This is a genomic window from Micromonospora sp. DSM 43699 (genome assembly GCF_055517075.1).
Genome location: NZ_JBTMMT010000019.1, coordinates 1 through 17,681, shown reverse-complemented (window position 1 = coordinate 17,681; position 17,681 = coordinate 1). Strand labels below are relative to the sequence as shown.

The window sequence follows — 17,681 nt, the reverse complement described above, 5'->3', positions numbered from 1 at the left end:
GTCAGTCCTCGATCCACCCGTGCGAGCGGGCGAGCTGCGAGAGGTGCTGCCGGATCTGGCTGATCTGGCCGCCGGTGAGCGTCGGCACCTGCTCGACGAGAAGATCGGTGATGGCGGCCCGGAAGGCGGCGGAGGTCAGCACGTCGCACTCGTCGTCGTCGCCCCGGTCGTCGGCCGACGACCGGGGCGAGGCGGTCGGGCCGTGGATCACCACCGGACGCGTCGGGGCCCCCGCCCCCGGGTTGAGCAGCCGGGCGTACAGCGCCTTGAGGCCGCGGTTGCCCTCCACCGACTCGAACTCCACGCGCATGCCCGGCGACACGGCCGGACGTTGGTCACCGAAGTCGTTCGCGTGGACGAAGACGTCCTCGCCACCGCCCTCGGGCCGGATGAAACCGTAACCCTTCACGTCGTCGAAGCTGAGAATCATGCCGACCGCCACCGCGACCACCACCCCACAGAACAGGAACCACCAGTACGAGACCACCGGAAGGGCAACGCCCTCGGCGCAGCCTCCATGGTAAAGGCCGTCGGACGCGGCCGTGACCCGGCGTGGCCACCGGCGCGGCGGACCGCCCGCTCCCGCGTCGACGTGGCGCGGGTCCGGGTCCGACGGGCGCGCACCCGTCGTCCGGGGCGGCGCGCCCGGCGGGGTGGGGACGCCGGTCCGACAGCCGGCGCCCACCCCTGCGCGGTACGGGCCTAACGGAGGAAGTCGCCGATCGACTCGGCCAGGCTCGCGGCGTCCAGACCGTGCAGCCGGTCGTGGTCCGCGGCCCTGCCGTAGGCACGCACCTCCTCGTCCCGCCGTATCCCGTGCGACCGCAGCCGGTGGGGCACGTCGCCGAGCGCCTCGGCCACCTCGTGCGCCGAGGTCCCCCGCAGGTACGGCTCGACCACCACCACGTTCGGCTGTGCGCCGGTCACCGCGGCGCGCAGGCCGGCGTGGTCGAACGGCCGGATCGTGGAGGCGTACAGCACCGTCACGTCCGCCGTGGACGTCGCGGCGAGCACGTCGTCGCACACCGGCCCGACGGCGACCACCACGCCGGCGCTGCCCTGCCGCAGCACGGTGAAGCCGTCCAGCACCGGGGCCGCCTCGGCGTTGGCCTTGTCGGACAGGCGCACGTAGACCCGCCCGTCGCCGGCCAGCGCGTCCCGGATCAACTTCTCCGCCTCGTCCTCGTGCCCCGGCACGTGCACGGTCCAGCCGGGCAGCGTGTCGAACAGGGCCACGTCGCCGGGGGCCTGGTGGGTCCGGCCCCGGGGCAGGTCGTCGTAGGAGCCGCCGATGCTGACCAGCACGGCACCGACGTCCTGGTGCCCGAGGTCGAGCTTGATCTGCTCGAAAGGACGCTCCACCAGGAACGGCGTGTAGGTGTGCGCCACCGGCCGGAAGCCGTTCAGCGCCAGGCCACCGGCCATCCCGATCATCGCCTGCTCGCGGATGCCCACGTTGATCACCCGGTCGGGGTAGGTGACCCGGGCCTCGTCGAACGACCAGGACGAGATGTCCGCGGTCAGCAGGACCACCTTGGGATCGGTCGCCAGCGACTCGATCACGGTGTCGACGAAGACGGACCGCATCAGCTTCCTGTCCACCTGGATGCTCATGCCGCGCTCCCTTCCCGGATCTCGCGGATCTCGGCGACCACTGCCTGCGGTCGTCCGTCGGGTTCCCGGGTCAGTGCCCGGTACAACTCGTCGTTGTCGCGTCCGTCCACGGTGGCCGCGTGCCAGCCCTCCACCTCGAAGCGCCGGGCGATGCCGTCCGGCCAGCCGAGGCTCGCCGACCGGTTGTCGATCACGATCGCGGTGATCCGGTCCAGCCCGAGACGACCGGCGATCGCGATCGCCTCGTGGTTGCTGCCCTCGTCGAACTCGCCGTCGCCCATCAGCACCACCACGCGGGCCCGCCGCCCCTCGGCACGCAGCGCGAGGGCGGTTCCCACCGCCAGCGGGAGCCCGTGACCGAGCGAGCCGCTGCTGATCTCCACGCCGGGCACCAGCGTGCGGTCCGGGTGGAGACCGAGTGGCGAACCGAGCTGCGCCCAGGTGTCAAGCGTCTCCGGGGCGATGAACCCCTTCGCGGCGAGCATCGCGTAGTGGGCCATCGGCCCGTGACCCTTGGAGAGGAAGAACCGGTCCCGGTCCGGGTCGTCGATGTTCGCCGGCGAGACGTTGAGCACCCGGTCGTAGAGCACCCAGATGGCATGCAGCGTCGACGCCGCCGCCCACCCGTGCTTCTCGTCACCGACCATCCTGCCGAACAGGCCGCGTAACGTCGTTTCTGTCGTCTGCATGCTCCCACCTGCCCCATCTCGGTTCCGAGGAAAGCGCAACGCTTTCCCCACTGCCTGGTCAATACGGTGTTCACCTGGGGTGGGGGCGGGCCGCCACCGGCGGGCCGGCGGCCGCACCCGCCACCACCAGCGGGTCGTGGTCGATCAGGCAGGCTTCCGGGCGGTCAGGAGGGAATATCCCAGCGACGGCTCCGCGCTGAACGCGTGGAACCGGGAGAGCGTGAGATCGAACTGCTCCGCCCCGATGTGCGGCAGGGCCTGTTCCCGCAGGGCACCGAACCGCTCCGCCGCCTTGCCCCAGGACGGCCGGGTGTGCTTGCTGACGTCCTCGGTGGGGCCGGGTTCGAGCCCGGCGGCGCGGATGAGGGAGAGGTAGTCGTCGAGGCTGACGACCGACAGGACACCCTTGCTGGCCTGGTTGACGCGGGCGGCACCCGCCTCGTACCCGTCGTCGCTCGGGAGCAGCATGAAGTCACCGATCGCCAACCGCCCCCCGGGCCGCAGTACCCGGGCCGCCTGCCGGAGGACATGAGCCCGATCCGGCATGTGGTGCAGCGACTCCAGGGCCCAGACGACGTCGAAGGACTCGTCCGGGAATGGGAGATCCATCGCGTCGGCCAACTGGAAGGACAACCGGTCGGCCAGCCCGGCGGAGACCGCACGGTCGTTCGCCCGCTCCACCTGCCGCCTACTGATGGAGACCCCGACAACCTCGATCTTGTGGGCCGCGGCCAGCCTCATGGCCGGCTCCCCGATACCACAACCGAGATCGAGCAGACGATCACCCGGCTCGATGGTCAGCAGACCGGCGAGCCTGTCGGTCAGCCGATTGGCGGCCTCGTCCACCGACACGTCTTCGGACGCGTCCTTCCAGTAACCATGGTGCAGATTCTCGCCCCAGAGTTGGTCGAGCAGATCCGCAAATGCGTCATAGCCATGGCCAATCTCATCCGGCGTCGGCTTCTTCACCAGTTCCCCTCGACCATCTTTTTCCCCAATTCTACGATCCATGCCGCCATTGAATTGTCTTCCAGCTGGCCGCCAACTCGACACGCGAGCTGAGGCTCATCTTCTGGTAAACCTTCTTGAGATGGAAGGCCACGGTGTGTCGAGAGATGAACAGCTGCCGGCCGACCTCGTTGTTGGTGTGACCCTGACTCACGAGTTCCGCGACCGCGAATTCGGTGTTGGTGAGCCCGTGCGGCAGTTGCCCCTCGCACTCGACCGTCCGGATCACACCGCGTCGCACGCCGTATTCGCGGAGCTTGTTGGCGACCCGGGAGGCATCACGGGCGGCACCGACCGCGGTGTAGGCGACCAACGCCGACTCGAAGATACGAATTGTGTTGTTCCGTTCCGACCGCCGCTTGGCCAACAAGCCGGCCAGGTCCTCCCGGGCGGAGGCGCCGCACCACCGGTCGGGATAGAGGTTCGCGGCCTCGAGCAGCTTGCCGGAGTCCTCCTCCAGCAGGCCGGCGGCGTGCAACGCCGCCGCGCGGATGACGCTGAACCCCGGATGCGCGGCGGCCGCGGCGGAGGCCGCCGCGGCCGCGGCTTCCGCGAGGTCGTCGGCGCCCAACGTCCGGGACGCGCGCACCAGCCAGGACGCCGCCGCCGGCTCGGACACGAGAAGCTGCCGAAGGACGAGGTGACTGGAGACGATCCCGGCGATGAGTCCCGCCGCCCGCTCCACCCCGCCCCGGGCCTCTGCCGCCTGGGCGGTCACCCACGCCCCCGCCGCCTGACCGAAGTAACCCAGCAGGGCCTCACCGGTCAGCTTGTCCACATAGGTGAGACAGGTCCTCATGTCCGCCCGGCGGAGCGCGGCGAGTGCCAGTACGACATAGCCGGTGGGCAGCAGGGACCGGGCCTCGCAGCGCTCCGCGACCTGCAGCCCCGCGGTCACCTCGGCGAGACCGTCGTCGACACACCCCATGGCGAACAGCAGCTCGCCCCGGATGATGAGCGACGTCGCGGCGACGAGTTGCGAGTCCGACTCCTCCCGGTGCCGCTCCAGGGAGTCCATCAGCCGCCAGCCGACCTCGAGATCCCTGGCCTTCGTCAGCAACGCGACTCGCCAATAGGGAGTCAGCTCGCAGAATTCGTGGCCCTCTTCACACTTCACTCCGACGGCCTCGGTGGCATAGTGCAAGCCCGCGTCGAGGCGACCCCCGTACCACCACAAGGCGGAACGGCGAAAGAGCCGGGCGGTCGCACACGAATGGGATCCGGGCTCGTCCCCGCACCCTACGAAGGGGTTCTGGGGGAATGGCACCTGCGATGCATAGCGGTTGCGGTCACCGGGAATCTCCACGCCGGCAGGCGCCGGCGTCAGCAAAGACGACAAGGATCCTCCCCAGTGGTTCCTGTTTTCCGGACAGTTGCCCTCTTGACAATTACCACGGGCGGCTGACCCGTGACCGACAGTACTACCGCCGACGCGCTGCGTCCAGGGTGGATTGCGAAGTCACCGCCGCCGGACGTTTCCTCTGGTTACCAAGTAGGACACTGATCAAAATTCCCGGAGTGTGGACAGAAAGACTGCCTGCATATAGGCTGATGTCGATCAGATGTTACCCCCTGGTAACGTTGTGCGCACGTCGGAATGAAGACAAAACCGGGCGCGGCCCGCGCGGCGACACCGGCCACCAAGATCCGAAATCGTAACCGGGAGTCACGCGCGAATAAAATGCCCGAATAGTCACCCCATCGGCCTGCGCCTGAGGCCGGGGACATCATTTCGAGGTCCGCCGTGGCGTGGCAGGGGAATCACGTAATTCGTGAAGAACACTCGAATCCTGAGTCAGGCCGGCGTGCAGAGGTGCAACAACGCCTGGGCGGCGAGGCGATACCCGTAGGCACCCAGCCCCACCACCACCCCACTCGCCAACGGGGCGATCACCGACTCGTGCCGGAACTGCTCGCGCGCCCACACGTTGCTGAGATGCACCTCGATCCACGGTGGCGCGTAGCTGGCCAGGGCGTCCCGCAGACTCCAGCCGGCGATCATCAACGCTCCGGGGTTGACGATGGCGCCGACCGTGGTGTCCCGGTGCTCGTGGATCGCGCCGACCAGCTCGCCCTCCCCGTCACGCTGCACCGAGACGACCTCCCAGCCACGGGAACCCACCTCTTCGGCGACCGCCCGTTCGACGTCGGCAAGGGTGTCGGTGCCGTAGATCTCCGGCTCGCGGTGGCCCAGCGCACCCAGGTTGGGACCGTTGAGGAGAAGCATCACACTCAAGGAACACCTCTCAGTTCAGGGCGGTCCGCTCGACCTGCCACCGACAACGACCTGCGTGGTTCTTCCACGCTAGGACAGACCCGATCGGTGGGCATCCCCAGACCTGATAGCACCGTCGACGACACCGCACTGTCAGATCTGGGGATGCCCACCGCCCCACGCCGGTCCTACCCTCCGAAGGGCCGTGCCGGTCGCCGGCTCGACCGAAGGCACCGAGGAGGACACGAGCCGGGGGGCTGATCGACACCCACCGGGCGGGCTGCCCCCACCAACAGTGGTCGCGACCTGTGGAAAGGAACACGGCTGTGCCTCAGTCTGCGGAGCACGTCGAGAAGTGGGTGCGCCGGTTCCACCCGGCACCGGAGGGCGCGCCCCGGCTGGTGTGCCTGCCCCACGCCGGCGGCTCGGCAAGCTTCTTCCACCCGGTGTCCAGGGCGCTCTCCTCCACGGTGGAGGTCCTGGCGATCCAGTATCCGGGCCGCCAGGACCGTCGTCACGAGGCCGCCGTCGACAACGTCCCGGATCTGGCGGACCGGATCCTCGACGCGCTACAGCCCCTGGACGACCGCCCCCTGGCACTGTTCGGGCACAGCATGGGCGCGGTACTCGGCTACGAGGTGGCGTTGCGGATGCCCGACGCCGGCCTGCCGCCCCCGGTTCACCTGTTCGCCTCCGGGCGACGGGCCCCGTCCCGTTACCGGGACGAAGGGGTGCGCCACCTGCCGGATGCCCGGATCGTGTCCGAGCTGCGGAACCTGAGCGGCACCGAACCGACCATGCTGGCCGACCCGGAGGTGCTGGAGATGATCCTGCCGGCCGTCCGCAGCGACTACCACGCCATCGAGACGTACCGGCACGACCCCGGCCGGAGGCTCGACTGCCCGGTCACAGTCCTCACCGGGGACAGCGACCCCCGGGTGTCCCTCGACGAGGCGCGCGCCTGGGGTGAGCACACCACCGGGCCGATGGAACTCCGGATCTTCCCGGGGGGCCACTTCTTCCTGGTCGACCGGAACGCGGACGTGCTGGCGGTGCTGCGGCGGGAGCTGGTCGGCAGCAGACCCGCCGTGGCGTGACGAGTCCCCTTCCGATCCCCTTCGTGCAGCGCCGACCTGTGGAGTTTCCATGACCGTCGTGGACGTCGTCATCGTGGGCAACGGGCCGATCGGTGCCACCCTGTCGGTGCTGCTCGCCCGGCGCGGCTGGCGGGTGACCGTGCTGGAACGCCGTCCCCGGCCGTACCGGCTTCCCCGGGCGACCAGTTTCGACGGTGAGACCGCCCGCCTACTGGCCAGCACCGGAATAGGTCCGGACCTCGGTCGGATCACGGAACCGGCAAGCGGCTACCAGTGGCGTACCGCCGCCGGTGAGACCCTGCTGGACATCGTGTTCAGCACCTCCGGCCCGTACGGCTGGCCGGACGCCAACACGATGCACCAGCCGGCGCTCGAGGAACTCGTCGCCGCCCGGGTGACGTCGCTTCCCGCGGTCACCGTGCTCCGTGGCCACGAGGTGGTGGGCATCACCGACCGCGACCAGCTGGTCGACGTACGCGTCACCGACGACGACGGTGCGACCCGGGTGCTCTCCGCCCGCTGGGTGGTGGGATGCGACGGCGCCAACAGTTTCGTCCGCCACCACCTCGACGTCGCCGTCACGGACCTCGGGTTCTCCTACGAGTGGCTGCTCTGTGACGTCGAGCTCCGCGAACCGCGCGAGTTCGTCCCCACCAACGTGCAGTTCTGTGATCCGGCCCGACCGACCACCCAGGTGGGCAGCGGCCCCGGGCGGCGACGCTGGGAGTTCATGCGGCTGCCCGGCGAGAGCACAGCCGAGCTCAACCGGGACGAGACGGCCTGGCGTCTGCTGAGGCCGTACGGCGTCACCCCCGACAACGCCACCCTGCTGCGCAGCACCACGTACATCTTCCAGGCCAGGTGGGCCGAGCAGTGGCGGGTGGGGCACGTCCTGCTGGCCGGCGACGCCGCCCACCTCATGCCGCCCTTCGCCGGGCAGGGCATGTGTTCCGGTATCCGGGACGTGGTCAACCTGGCCTGGAAGCTCGACCTCGTCCTCCGCGGGACGGTGGCCGAGTCCCTGCTGGACAGCTACACCGAGGAGCGGCGTACGCAGGTCCGGGACGCGATCCTGGCATCGGTCCAGCTGGGCCGGGTGATCTGCGTGACCGATCCGGCCGCCGCCGCCGAGCGGGACGCCACCGTGCTGGCGAACCGGCGCGGACGCCCGGCGGGCCGCCCGGAGCCGGCGAAGCCGCTCTCGACCGGGCTGCTGCACCGACGGCCCGGAGCCGACGCGGCCGAGCCACCGGCGGGTGCGGTAGTGCCGCAGGGGCGGGTGACGCGCAACGACACCACCGGGCTGTTCGACGATGTCGTCGGCCGGGGTTTCGTCCTGCTGGCCACCGGGGATCCCCGCACCGCACTCGACGGGGACCGACTGGCCTTCCTCGCCGAACTCGACACCCACCTGGTCCGGCTGCTGGCCCCCGGGGACGCGCCGGGGGACGGGGTGGTGGACGTGGACGAGGTCTACCGCCCGTACCTGGCCCGGTTCGCGGTGTCGTACCTGCTGGTCCGTCCCGATCACCACGTCTTCGGTGCGGCGAACGACCCCGGTGGCCTCAGGGACCTGGTGGACGACCTGCGTGACCAGCTACACGTGACCGCGCCCGCCGGTGCGCCGATGCGGACCGGCTGACGCGGCAGCAGCCGGGCAGGACCGGCCGGGCGGCGGGCGACCCGGCGGCCGGCCCTGCCGGGTTTCTCAGAGCCGTTGCGCCAGACACCGCATGCTCGCCATCAGGCTGCGGAGCTCCACCGTCAGGTAGTTGCTGTGCGGCAGCAGCGACGTGAGCTGGTACAGCGTGACCCACAGGTACCGGTCGTCGGGCTCGGGGAAGTCGGGCTCGACCTCGATCACCAGGTAACGGTTCTGCGCGTGGTGGAAGCGGCCGCCCTCCTCGGAGTGCAGGACGTCCAGCCGGACGCGGGAGGCGGTGGCCGTGAGCGCGTAGTCGAGGTAGCGGGGACGGTGTTCCGCCGGCACGTCCACGTAGTTGCCCGGTTGGCAGTGCACGGTGGCGGTCAGCTCGGCGACGTTGAGCATGCCCGCGTCACTACGCGCCTGTACCAGCGCGTGCAGCGTCCCGCCGATCCGCTTGACCAGCAGCGCGAGCAGACCGGCCTGTCTGGGTGCCACAAGTGGCTGGGTCCACGCGGCGACCTCGCGACTGCTCGCCTGCACGGCCACCGCGATCACGTCGAAGTACTTGCCGTCGCGGTGGTCGATGACGTCGGTGCCGAGCCGCCAGCCGTCCTCGGTGACCTGCCGAAGTGGCACCCGACGCTGCACCATCTCCTGCCGGGACCGCATCTCGGTCAGCCAGCTGAGTATCGTCCCGGTGTCGTGCGCGGCGCTACCGTGACCGGCCAGCGACCGCAGGACCGCGCGGGTGAACGGGTCGTCGCCGGCGTCCTGGACGTCCGGTCCGGTCAGCGCCGGCGGGATGCACGCCAGGACGGTCCTGGAGTCCATGTTCACCATGTGGTCCAGGAGCAGCAGGCGACGGATCTGACCGAGCGTGAGCCAACAGAAGTCCTCGTCGAGTGGCACCTCCTCCTCGGTCTCGACGACGATGTTGCGGTTGCGCTTGTGCAGGAACCAGGACCCCTGCTCGGACTGCAAACCGTCGAACAGCACCCTGCCACGAGAGCCGGGTCGGAAGTACTCCAGGTACTTCGTGTCGGCGCCGCCGTGGACCCTCATGTAGTTGCTGCGGGTGGCCTGCACGGTCGGCGAGAGCTGGAGGCCGTTGATGTTGCCCGGCTCCATCTTGGCCTGCATGAGGCAGTGCAGGACACCGTCGATCCGTTTCACCAGGATGCCGAGCACCCCGATCTCCGGCTGCACGATGATCGGCTGGGCCCACTCGCCCGCCCACGGCCGGTCGGTCCGGACCCGCAGGCCCTCGATGGAGAAGAACCGTCCGCTGGCGTGCACGAGGTTGCCGGTGTCCGGGTCGAAGTCCCACCCGGACAGGTCCGCGAACGGAATCCGGTCCACCCGGAAGCTGTTCGCCCTGGTGCGTGCGCTGAACCACGAATGGAAGTCCGCCATGGACATCACCGCGTCGTCGGCCGGGGCCGTGACCCGACCGACCCGTTCCGCTTCCAGGACGGCGTGCCTCGCGCCAGAGCTGTCAATCACAGGATCCCCCTGATGTCGTGCCTGCTCGCCGGGCCAGCCGACCCGCAACCGGCAACTGGTGGTGAGGTCCCACCCCACGACGGTCCGGGCGCTGGGGCCTCTCCTCGGGTCCGGGGCGCAGCAGGCCGACTTCCGCCCTGGTGTGCGTGCGTGCCTGTGCTCGACGCTAGGACAAGGGTGATCGGCCGGGCATCCCTCGGTCTGATGGCGCCGCCGTCCCGCCGTCCGTCGGCTATCAGATCAGGGGATGCCCACCGTGCCCCGGCGGTCCTACTGTCCGAAAGGGCCTTGCCGGGAGGGTCGACCGGGCCGGCCGGGCCGGCAGGTCCACGTCTCACCGCGATCGTTGCCGACCTGCCGCAACACCCGGGAAGGAGAGCTGGTGACGCCCGTACGGATCGGGATCATGGGGTGCGCGAGCATCGCCCGTCGCCGGGTGCTGCCTGCCATGGCCGCTTCTCCCGGCATCGAGATCGCGGCGATCGCCAGCCGGGACCTGGACACGGCAGCGGAGACGGCCCGGCCCTACGGCTGCCGGGCGGTCCGGGGTTACCAGGCGCTGCTGGACCTCGACGAGGTCGAGGCCGTCTACATCCCGTTGCCCAACGCCCTGCACGCCCCCTGGATCGAGAACGCCCTGCACGCCGGCAGACACGTGCTCGCCGAGAAGCCGATGACCACGACCGCGGCCCGGACGGGTGAACTGCTGGCCACCGCGCGCTCCCGCGGCCTGGTGCTGGTGGAGAACATGATGTTCCTCCACCACAGCCAGCACGCGGCGGTCCGACGTCAGGTCGCCGACGGTGCGATCGGCTCGCTGCGTTCCTTCCACGCCTCCTTCGGGGTACCGAGGCGTCCGGCTGACGACGTGCGTCACCGCGTCGAGCTCGGTGGTGGCGCACTGCTGGACACCGCGGTCTATCCGGTGCGCGCGGCGATGTCCTTCCTGGGCGGTGACAAACTCGACGTGCTCTCGGCGGTACTGACCTCCCGGCACGGCGCCCACGTCGACTCCTGCGGACAGGCCCTGCTGTGTACCGACGACGGGGTGGGAGCGCAGTTGACCTTCGGTCTCGACCACTCCTACCGGTCCGAGTACCAGCTCTGGGGCAGCGAGGGCCGGATCGTCGTCGAGCATGCCTACAGCCCACCCGCGGACCACGTCCCGGTGGTGCGCCTGGAGCGGCACGCGGGCGTGCAGGAGCTCCGGCTGACGCCCGACGACCAGGTGGCGAACGCGGTGAACGCGTTCGCCACCGCGGTCCGGTCCGGGCACCTCCGCGACGACGACAACGCGCTACGGCAGGCGGTCCTCGTCGACGACATCCGCATCAGGGCGAGGGACTGTGTCGACCGCACCGCCGCCCGGGTCGCCACCGGTCGGCGGGAGGGGTCGTCGTGAGCCGCAGGTGACCGCGGCCGATCGGGACAGTGCCGGCGCTGCCCCCCGGTCGGACCATACCGAAACAACTCGATCCCGATCGCGGGCCGGCCCGCGCCGACCGGCAGGAGTACCGCATGCAGCTGTTCAGTGTCCGTGACAGGGTGGTCGGGGGGCGGGACCATGGGTGACCCGGCGAGCGCCTCACAGTTGCTGGCCGCCCGGCTGCAGATTCCCCCCATCCCGTACAGCCACGCCGCCGGTTCCTGGATCTTCGCCTCGACCGGGCAGCGTTATCTCGACGCGTCGAGTGGGATCATCAACGTGAACATCGGCCACGCCCACCCCACCGTGGTCGAGGCGTTGCGGGACCAGGTCGGAATCTGCACGTACGCCAGTCCTGGCTCGCTGCTGGCCAGCGGCATGGAGCAGTTGGCCGCCGCCACGGCGAGGGCCGTGCACCGGCCGGACGACCGCGTCATGTTCACCCCCACCGGCACCCATGCCGTGGAGGCCGCCATCGCCCTGGCCAGGTTGGTCCAGCGGTCACGGGGTGAGAAGAACCGGCACCGGGTGCTGACGGCGTCGCTCGGTTACCACGGCAACAGCGCGTTCGTGCTCGCGTTGTCCGGTCACCGCTCCCGGCGGCCACACGAGGACGACAGTTTCGGCATCGGACCGGCCTTCGATCCCCCCTACCCCGGTCAGCATCTCGACTGCCCGTACCCCACCTGCCGGGTGGAGTGCGCGCAGGCCGTCCGGGACGCCATCGTCGACGCCGGCCCGGACAGCGTCGCCGCGGTGCTGATGGAACCCGTCAACGGCACGACCGGAGGCGGCTACACCCCGCCGCCCGGATATCTGCGGGCGGTCCGCGAGATCTGCGACGAGTACGGGGTCCTCCTCATCCACGACGAGGTGCTCACCGGGTTGGGTCGTACCGGGCTCCCGCTGGCCTCGCACCACGCATCGGAGGTACGTGCGGACATCGTCACGCTGTCGAAGGGGCTCGGGGCGGGATACGTCCCGCTGGCCGCCACGATGATCGCACCGGACCTGGCCGAGGACATCCTGTCCAGCGGGGCGTGGCTGCCGCTGATGGGGACCATGTCGGCGACCCCGCTACAGGCACGGGCCGGGTTGGCCGTGCTGTCGGTGCTCGACGAGCTCGGCGCCCTCGACCGCGAACAGGTACGCGGTGCGGCGGTCACCCAGGTGGTGGCCGAGGTGACCCGGGATCTGCCCGTGGTGACGGACGTCCGGGGCGTCGGCTACTTCCACGGCATCGAACTGGCCCCGGGCACCGTCGGCGAGGCTCTCCGGATCACCAGGAGCAACGGTCTGCTGCTCTATCCGTTCGTCGGGTACCGCCGGGGCGGCGGCGGTGAGGGCCTGCTGGTGGCACCGCCGCTGAACGCCACGGACGCCGACCTGGACTACCTCGGCCAGGCGCTGCGGGCGTCGCTGGTCCGACTCGCCGAGGGCGTGGGCTGACCACTCGCGCGGCGGGGCGTGGCGGGTGGCCTTCCGGCCACCCGCCATCCTCCTGTCAGCCGGCGGTCCACGACCCGACCGGCACCTCGGGGGTGACGGACTGGTGTGCGCGGGTCGCCCGGAGCGCCAGGCAGGCGTCGTAGCCCGGCAACAGGCCCCGTTCGACAGCCTCGCGCAGCGAGGGCGCCGCGGCGTCCCGGTCGGACAGGACCGGCGCACCGGGGAGCCTGAGGGGTAGGCCGATCTCGGGGTCCAGCGGGTGCACCGTGATGACGTCCTGCGGACGGTAGAGCTCGGAGAGGTGGTACTGGACGCAGGTGTCGTCGTCCAGCGCGACGAAGGCGTGCCCGAGCCCCTCCTCCACATAGATCGAGGAGGCCCCCCGCCCGTCCAGGACGATCATGTCCCACTTCGCGAAGGTCGGTGAGCCCGTCCTCAGGTCGACCACGAAGTCGAGCATCGAGCCCCGGACGCAGGTGACGAACTTGGCCAGGCCCGGCGGGACGGCCGCCCCGTGTACGCCCCGCAGCACGTTCCGGTGCGAGACCGAGTAGTTGGTCTGGACGAGCTTCGGTGGGTACCCGAGCACCTCGGCCAGCACGTCTTCCCGGTATGCCTCGAAGAACACCCCACGGTCGTCGGTGAACGACCGGGACGAGATGAGGAACGCGCCGTCGATGTCCAGCGGCCGTACCGTCATGCTGCGATTGGTCAGGCCCGGTGGCGTCATGGGTGACCGCCAGCTCCGCAGGCACGGTGGGCGCCGGTGACCGCTGCGGCCCTCATCGCGGCAACTTCAGCCGGCTGAGCTGCTCCCGCAGGTGGTCGAGGCGCTTCGGCAGGTCCGCGTCCCCCTCCGGCCACAACATGTCGATGCCGATCCGTCCGTCGAAGGTGTTCACGACGTACCCGCCCAGGGTCGAGAACTCCCTGATGCTGGACACGGCGTGGAAGTTCGTCAGCCGCAGCTCGTCCGGCGTCCGCATCGGCGGCACCAGGCCCCAGTTCATCATGCCGACCGCGACGGGTCCGGCGCCCGGGTCCCACGGTTTCGCCTCCGGCGCGGACCGGCTGAACAGGTCCAGCAGGCTGCGCTGGATCGACCCGTCGGCCAGGCCCGCCCGCAGCCGTTCACCGATCGCCCGGGCGAGCGTCACCGCGTCGGGCCCGATGTCGTCGGTGGCGACGAACCCGGAACCGCCCAACACGTTAGTGCCCTCGGTCGCACCGACCTGCGGGGTCAGGTGCCCGCGCAGGTTGACCGTGAACCGGTACACCAGCTCGGTCAGCGGCAGGTCGCGAAGGTCCGCCTCGACCAGGAGCAGGACGCCCGCCAGCAACCCGTTGATCGTCACGTGTTCCCGGTGGCCGAGCTCCGCCAGCGCGGTGGTCTGCGCCGCCGTCAGGCGGTGTTGGACGCCGTTGCGGGCGAAGGCGCTCCGGTCCGGGTCGGTCGACGGCGCGGCCATCGCCATCGGCCCGGGGGCGGGTCCGCGGTCGGGCACCGTCGGGCGGATGCCGCGCTCGGCGAGCAGCTCCTCCAGCGACCGTGGGTACGGGTGGCGGGGCAGCTCGACGGGCACGCCACCGACCACATCGGTGTAGCAGGACCAGATCTCGGCGAGCAGCGCGACGGAGTGGTTGGCGTCGGCGATGCTGTGATGGGTCAGCAGGCACACGGTCGCCACGTCGCCGTCGCGGACGACGTTGAGTGCGCTCAGCGTCCGGCGCTGGTCCAGCGTCACCCCGGCCAACGGACGGTCGAGGTCCCCGCCACCGGTGCGGAGCTCCGGCCGGGTGTCGGACTCGACGAAGACCGGTCCGTCGTCGCCGTCGTCCAGCCGCGCCCCGAGCTGGGGATAGGCCTGACACACGGCCGCGTACGCGGTGGTGAGCGCCGCCAGGTCCAGCCGGCCCTCGGCGCGCACGGTGTATCCGATGTACGCCTCCCTGGCGGCATGGATCTGTTCGGTGGGTGCCAGGGTGCGCCACGTTCCCGCTCGTGTCACGAATCGGCCTCCAGTCAGCGTGCAGGGTCGGGTGACCTGCGCCTTCAAGCCTGATCAGGCTCCTCCACACGGCTGCCCGGGGCCATCACCAACGTGGGTGGTCGGGCGGCCCCACGGCTCGGCGGCGGAGCGGACCGGACGGCTCAGTCGGTGCCTCCGGGGGGTGCCTCGTGGACCAGCGACTCGACCACGGGAACCACCTCGGCCGGGGACGGCAGGGCGGCGATCTCGCGGGCGAGCGCGCGGGCGGCGGCGGCGTAGCCCGGGTTGGCGACGATCTCCTGGCAGGTCTTCGCGATGACGTCGCTGGTGGCCTCCTCCGGCGAGAGCACCAGCCCCGCACCGGCTTCCACGATGCGGCGGGCCATCTCGTTGGCCCGGAACAGGTTGGGGTCGGGAATCAGCACCTGGGGCACCCCGAAACTCAGCGCCGTCATCATGGTGCTGCCGCCGGACTGGTGCACGAGGACGTCGCAGGTGGGGGCGAGGACGTCCAGCGGAACCCAGCCGGCCCGGACGTTCGTCAGCCGCTCCTGCAGGACGGGGAGGGCGTCGTCCGCCACCGGCACCACGACCTCCGCGTCCAGGGTGCCGACGTTCTCGACGATGGCCTGGAGGAAGTCGTACTGGTGGTAGGTCGCCACGCCCGTGCCGATGGTCACGCCGATCCGGGTGTCCGTGCCCCGGGTGTACATCCACGGCTCCAGGCAGCGCTGCGTGTTGCCCGGAATCCAGCGCATCAGCTGTGCGTCGGCGGCGTCCGGCGGACGCAGGCTCGGCGGGGTGATGTCGATCATCAGATCCGGCTCGGGCAGTACGTCCAGGCCCAGCTCGGCCAGCTCGGGCTGGAGCTCTTCGGTCGCGCCGAGGTCGAGCAGCCGCGGGTCGTGGATGTCCCACGCGTGGCGTACGTAGGGCACCCCGAGGCGCTTCGCCAGCAGCGGTGCGGCGTAGGAGGCCATCCCGCCGATGACGACGTCCGGACGCCAGTCGCTGGTGAACGCCAGCAGGGCGTCGAGGGTCACCGCCTCCAGTCGCGCGTACCAGTGACCCGACTGCTGCTCCCGCTCGATCGGGTCCTCCGGGACACGCAGCAGCCGGCTGTCCCGGGCGATGATCTCGCGGGGGGACACCGCGGGGTCGGTGACCCGTACGGCGGAGAGCCCGACCCCGGCGATGGTCGAGACCAGATCGTCGAGCGAGGCGGTCACCATGACCTGATGTCCCGCGTTACGCAGGGCCGTCCCGAGCGGGACGTGGCTGAATATCGTGGACGGGGCGATCCCGGCGAGAATTAGGACCCGCAAGTTTGTCCTCCCAGCGGTCATGGATCCGGCTGCGGCGCCGGGCCCGGAAAAGGCGTCATCTGCCCACCGGCCGGCTCCACCGGAACCAGCTTGCCGATGCCGCAGGCCAGGGTCATCACCAAAGTGGATAGTATCAATCGACTTTCCAGAATGGGTCTACCACGTTGGGGGATGCCGGCTCGTTCCGGCACTTCTAGTCTCTTCCGGAGAGATTCCGAAAGGTACGGCCGTTCTGCCGTGCGCCGGATCTGCCGTGCGCCGGAATCGGGTGGACGCCTGGCCGCCGCTCCGGCTCCAGCGCAAGGTTCAGCGAACATCCCGCACTCGACCGTAGGGGATACGACATGGTCGACTCAGCCCGATCGCACCTGCTGGAACTGGTCCGTGGCTATCACGAGGCCCAGGTCCCCGGACCCACACCGTTCATTCCCGGGCAGACTCCGATCCTGTCCTCCGGTGCGGTGCTGGACGCCGACGACCGGGAGGCCCTGGTGGCCGCCGCGCTCGACCTGCGGATCGCCTCCGGCCAGATCACGGCGAAGTTCGAGTCGTCCCTCGCCAGGACGCTCAAGCGGCGCAAGGCGGTGCTGACGAACTCCGGCTCGTCGGCGAACCTGCTCGCGCTGAGCACCCTGACCTCACCGGAGCTGGGCGACGAACGGCTCAGGCCGGGCGACGAGGTGATCACGGTCGCCGCCGGCTTCCCGACCACGGTGAACCCGATCCTGCAGAACGGCCTCGTGCCGGTGTTCGTCGACATCGAACTCGGCACCTACAACACCACCGCCGAGCTGGTCGAGCAGGCGATCTCCCCGCGCACCCGCGCGATCATGATCGCGCACACGCTGGGCAACCCGTTCCCGGTCGCCGAGATCGCCGAACTGGCCGCCCGGCACGGGTGCCACCTGATCGAGGACAACTGCGACGCGGTGGGCTCGACCTATCAGGGCAGACTCACCGGCACCTTCGGCGTCTTCTCCACCATCTCCTTCTACCCGGCGCACCACCTGACCATGGGTGAGGGCGGCATGCTGCTGTCCTCGGACATCAGGCTGGCCAAGCTGGCGAAGTCGTTCCGCGACTGGGGCCGGGACTGCTGGTGCGAGCCGGGCGAGGACGACCGCTGCCTGAAGCGGTTCGACCTCCAACTCGGCACGCTCCCGGAGGGCTACGACCACAAGTACGTCTTCTCCGAGGTCGGCTACAACCTCAAGAGCACCGACATCCAGGCCGCGCTCGGGCTGAGCCAACTGGCCAAGCTGCCCGACTTCATCGAGGCCCGCAAGCGCAACTGGCGTCAGCTCCGGGAGGGGCTGGACGGCCTGCCCGGCCTGCTGCTGCCCGAGCCGACGCCGGGCAGCGACCCGAGCTGGTTCGGCTTCATCATCACGGTGCTGCCGGACGCGGGCTTCGACGTCCCGGACATCGTCGGCCACCTGGAGAGCCACAAGATCCGTACCCGGCGGTTGTTCGCGGGCAACCTCACCCGGCACCCGGCCTACATCGGCCGGCCACAGCGCATCGTCGGCTCACTGGCCAACAGCGACACGGTGACCGAGCGTACCTTCTGGATCGGCGTCTACCCGGGCATCACCACCGAGATGATCGAGTACGTCATCGGCACGCTCAAGGAGTTCGTCGCCACGCACTGACCGGACGACCCCACCCGGGGCCCCCCCCCCCCCCGGCCCACGACCGGGTAGCCGCCGCCGTCGT

The 17,681-nt window shown here is 70.3% G+C and carries 15 protein-coding genes; 5 read left to right on the top strand and 10 right to left on the bottom strand.

The genetic code is table 11. The features are described from left to right. Position 1 precedes the first annotated feature (1 nt). The 6 genes from AC0AIB_RS12545 to AC0AIB_RS12520 form a co-directional block, all read right to left on the bottom strand. Entirely contained in the window at positions 2-442 is a 441-nt protein-coding gene (locus AC0AIB_RS12545; RefSeq protein ID WP_328348769.1) for a cold-shock protein, read from the bottom strand. Positions 443-702: 260 nt separating this feature from the next. Further along, complete coding sequence (locus tag AC0AIB_RS12540) at positions 703-1,614, bottom strand: transketolase family protein (protein ID WP_328345871.1); 912 nt, start codon at positions 1,612-1,614, stop codon at positions 703-705. Then, the gene (locus AC0AIB_RS12535) at positions 1,611-2,303 is read right to left on the bottom strand and encodes a thiamine pyrophosphate-dependent enzyme (protein ID WP_442930695.1); all 693 of its coding nucleotides are present in this window, start codon (positions 2,301-2,303) and stop codon (positions 1,611-1,613) included. Before AC0AIB_RS12535 ends, AC0AIB_RS12540 begins: the two co-directional genes overlap by 4 nt. 144 nt (positions 2,304-2,447) lie before the next feature. After that, positions 2,448-3,272 carry an SAM-dependent methyltransferase gene (locus AC0AIB_RS12530; protein ID WP_328348767.1) on the bottom strand — a complete coding sequence of 275 codons (825 nt, stop codon included), beginning with the start codon at positions 3,270-3,272 and terminating at the stop codon, positions 2,448-2,450. Between the two features lie 31 nt (positions 3,273-3,303). Next, positions 3,304-4,650, bottom strand: coding sequence for a helix-turn-helix transcriptional regulator (locus tag AC0AIB_RS12525; RefSeq protein ID WP_465096705.1), 1,347 nt, complete (start codon positions 4,648-4,650; stop codon positions 3,304-3,306). A gap of 456 nt (positions 4,651-5,106) precedes the next feature. Then, a complete protein-coding gene (locus AC0AIB_RS12520; RefSeq protein ID WP_328345867.1) occupies positions 5,107-5,547 on the bottom strand; it encodes a type II 3-dehydroquinate dehydratase in 441 nt (146 codons plus the stop codon). Between the two features lie 305 nt (positions 5,548-5,852). Here AC0AIB_RS12520 and AC0AIB_RS12515 point away from each other — a divergent pair, with 305 nt between their 5' ends. Next, positions 5,853-6,623: a thioesterase II family protein gene (locus tag AC0AIB_RS12515; protein WP_465096704.1), complete on the top strand. Its 771-nt coding sequence runs from the start codon at positions 5,853-5,855 to the stop codon at positions 6,621-6,623. Positions 6,624-6,672: 49 nt separating this feature from the next. Further along, positions 6,673-8,265, top strand: coding sequence for a bifunctional 3-(3-hydroxy-phenyl)propionate/3-hydroxycinnamic acid hydroxylase MhpA (gene mhpA / locus AC0AIB_RS12510; RefSeq protein ID WP_328345863.1), 1,593 nt, complete (start codon positions 6,673-6,675; stop codon positions 8,263-8,265). 66 nt (positions 8,266-8,331) lie between these two features. On the opposite strand, the gene AC0AIB_RS12505 is transcribed toward mhpA, so the two are convergent. Next, complete coding sequence (locus AC0AIB_RS12505) at positions 8,332-9,774, bottom strand: NDP-hexose 2,3-dehydratase family protein (protein ID WP_442930694.1); 1,443 nt, start codon at positions 9,772-9,774, stop codon at positions 8,332-8,334. A gap of 382 nt (positions 9,775-10,156) precedes the next feature. Here AC0AIB_RS12505 and AC0AIB_RS12500 point away from each other — a divergent pair, with 382 nt between their 5' ends. Together AC0AIB_RS12500 and AC0AIB_RS12495 are read left to right on the top strand one after the other, a co-directional pair. After that, entirely contained in the window at positions 10,157-11,176 is a 1,020-nt protein-coding gene (locus AC0AIB_RS12500) for a Gfo/Idh/MocA family protein (protein WP_328345861.1), read from the top strand. 162 nt (positions 11,177-11,338) lie between these two features. Then, positions 11,339-12,649 (top strand): aminotransferase family protein, encoded by a 1,311-nt coding sequence (locus tag AC0AIB_RS12495; protein WP_465096703.1) that lies wholly within the window; start codon positions 11,339-11,341, stop codon positions 12,647-12,649. A 55-nt stretch (positions 12,650-12,704) separates the two neighbouring features. On the opposite strand, the gene AC0AIB_RS12490 is transcribed toward AC0AIB_RS12495, so the two are convergent. From AC0AIB_RS12490 to AC0AIB_RS12480, 3 genes are all read right to left on the bottom strand, one after another. Continuing rightward, complete coding sequence (locus AC0AIB_RS12490) at positions 12,705-13,349, bottom strand: dTDP-4-dehydrorhamnose 3,5-epimerase family protein (RefSeq protein ID WP_328345857.1); 645 nt, start codon at positions 13,347-13,349, stop codon at positions 12,705-12,707. Between the two features lie 82 nt (positions 13,350-13,431). Beyond that, positions 13,432-14,658, bottom strand: a complete 1,227-nt coding sequence (locus tag AC0AIB_RS12485) for a phthiocerol/phthiodiolone dimycocerosyl transferase family protein (RefSeq protein WP_328345855.1) — start codon at positions 14,656-14,658, stop codon at positions 13,432-13,434. Positions 14,659-14,801: 143 nt separating this feature from the next. After that, positions 14,802-15,965 (bottom strand): nucleotide disphospho-sugar-binding domain-containing protein, encoded by a 1,164-nt coding sequence (locus AC0AIB_RS12480; RefSeq protein ID WP_465096702.1) that lies wholly within the window; start codon positions 15,963-15,965, stop codon positions 14,802-14,804. Between the two features lie 344 nt (positions 15,966-16,309). Between AC0AIB_RS12480 and rfbH the strand changes: the two genes are divergently transcribed. Next, entirely contained in the window at positions 16,310-17,617 is a 1,308-nt protein-coding gene (gene rfbH / locus AC0AIB_RS12475; RefSeq protein WP_328345851.1) for a lipopolysaccharide biosynthesis protein RfbH, read from the top strand. The last annotated feature ends 64 nt before the right edge of the window (positions 17,618-17,681 follow it).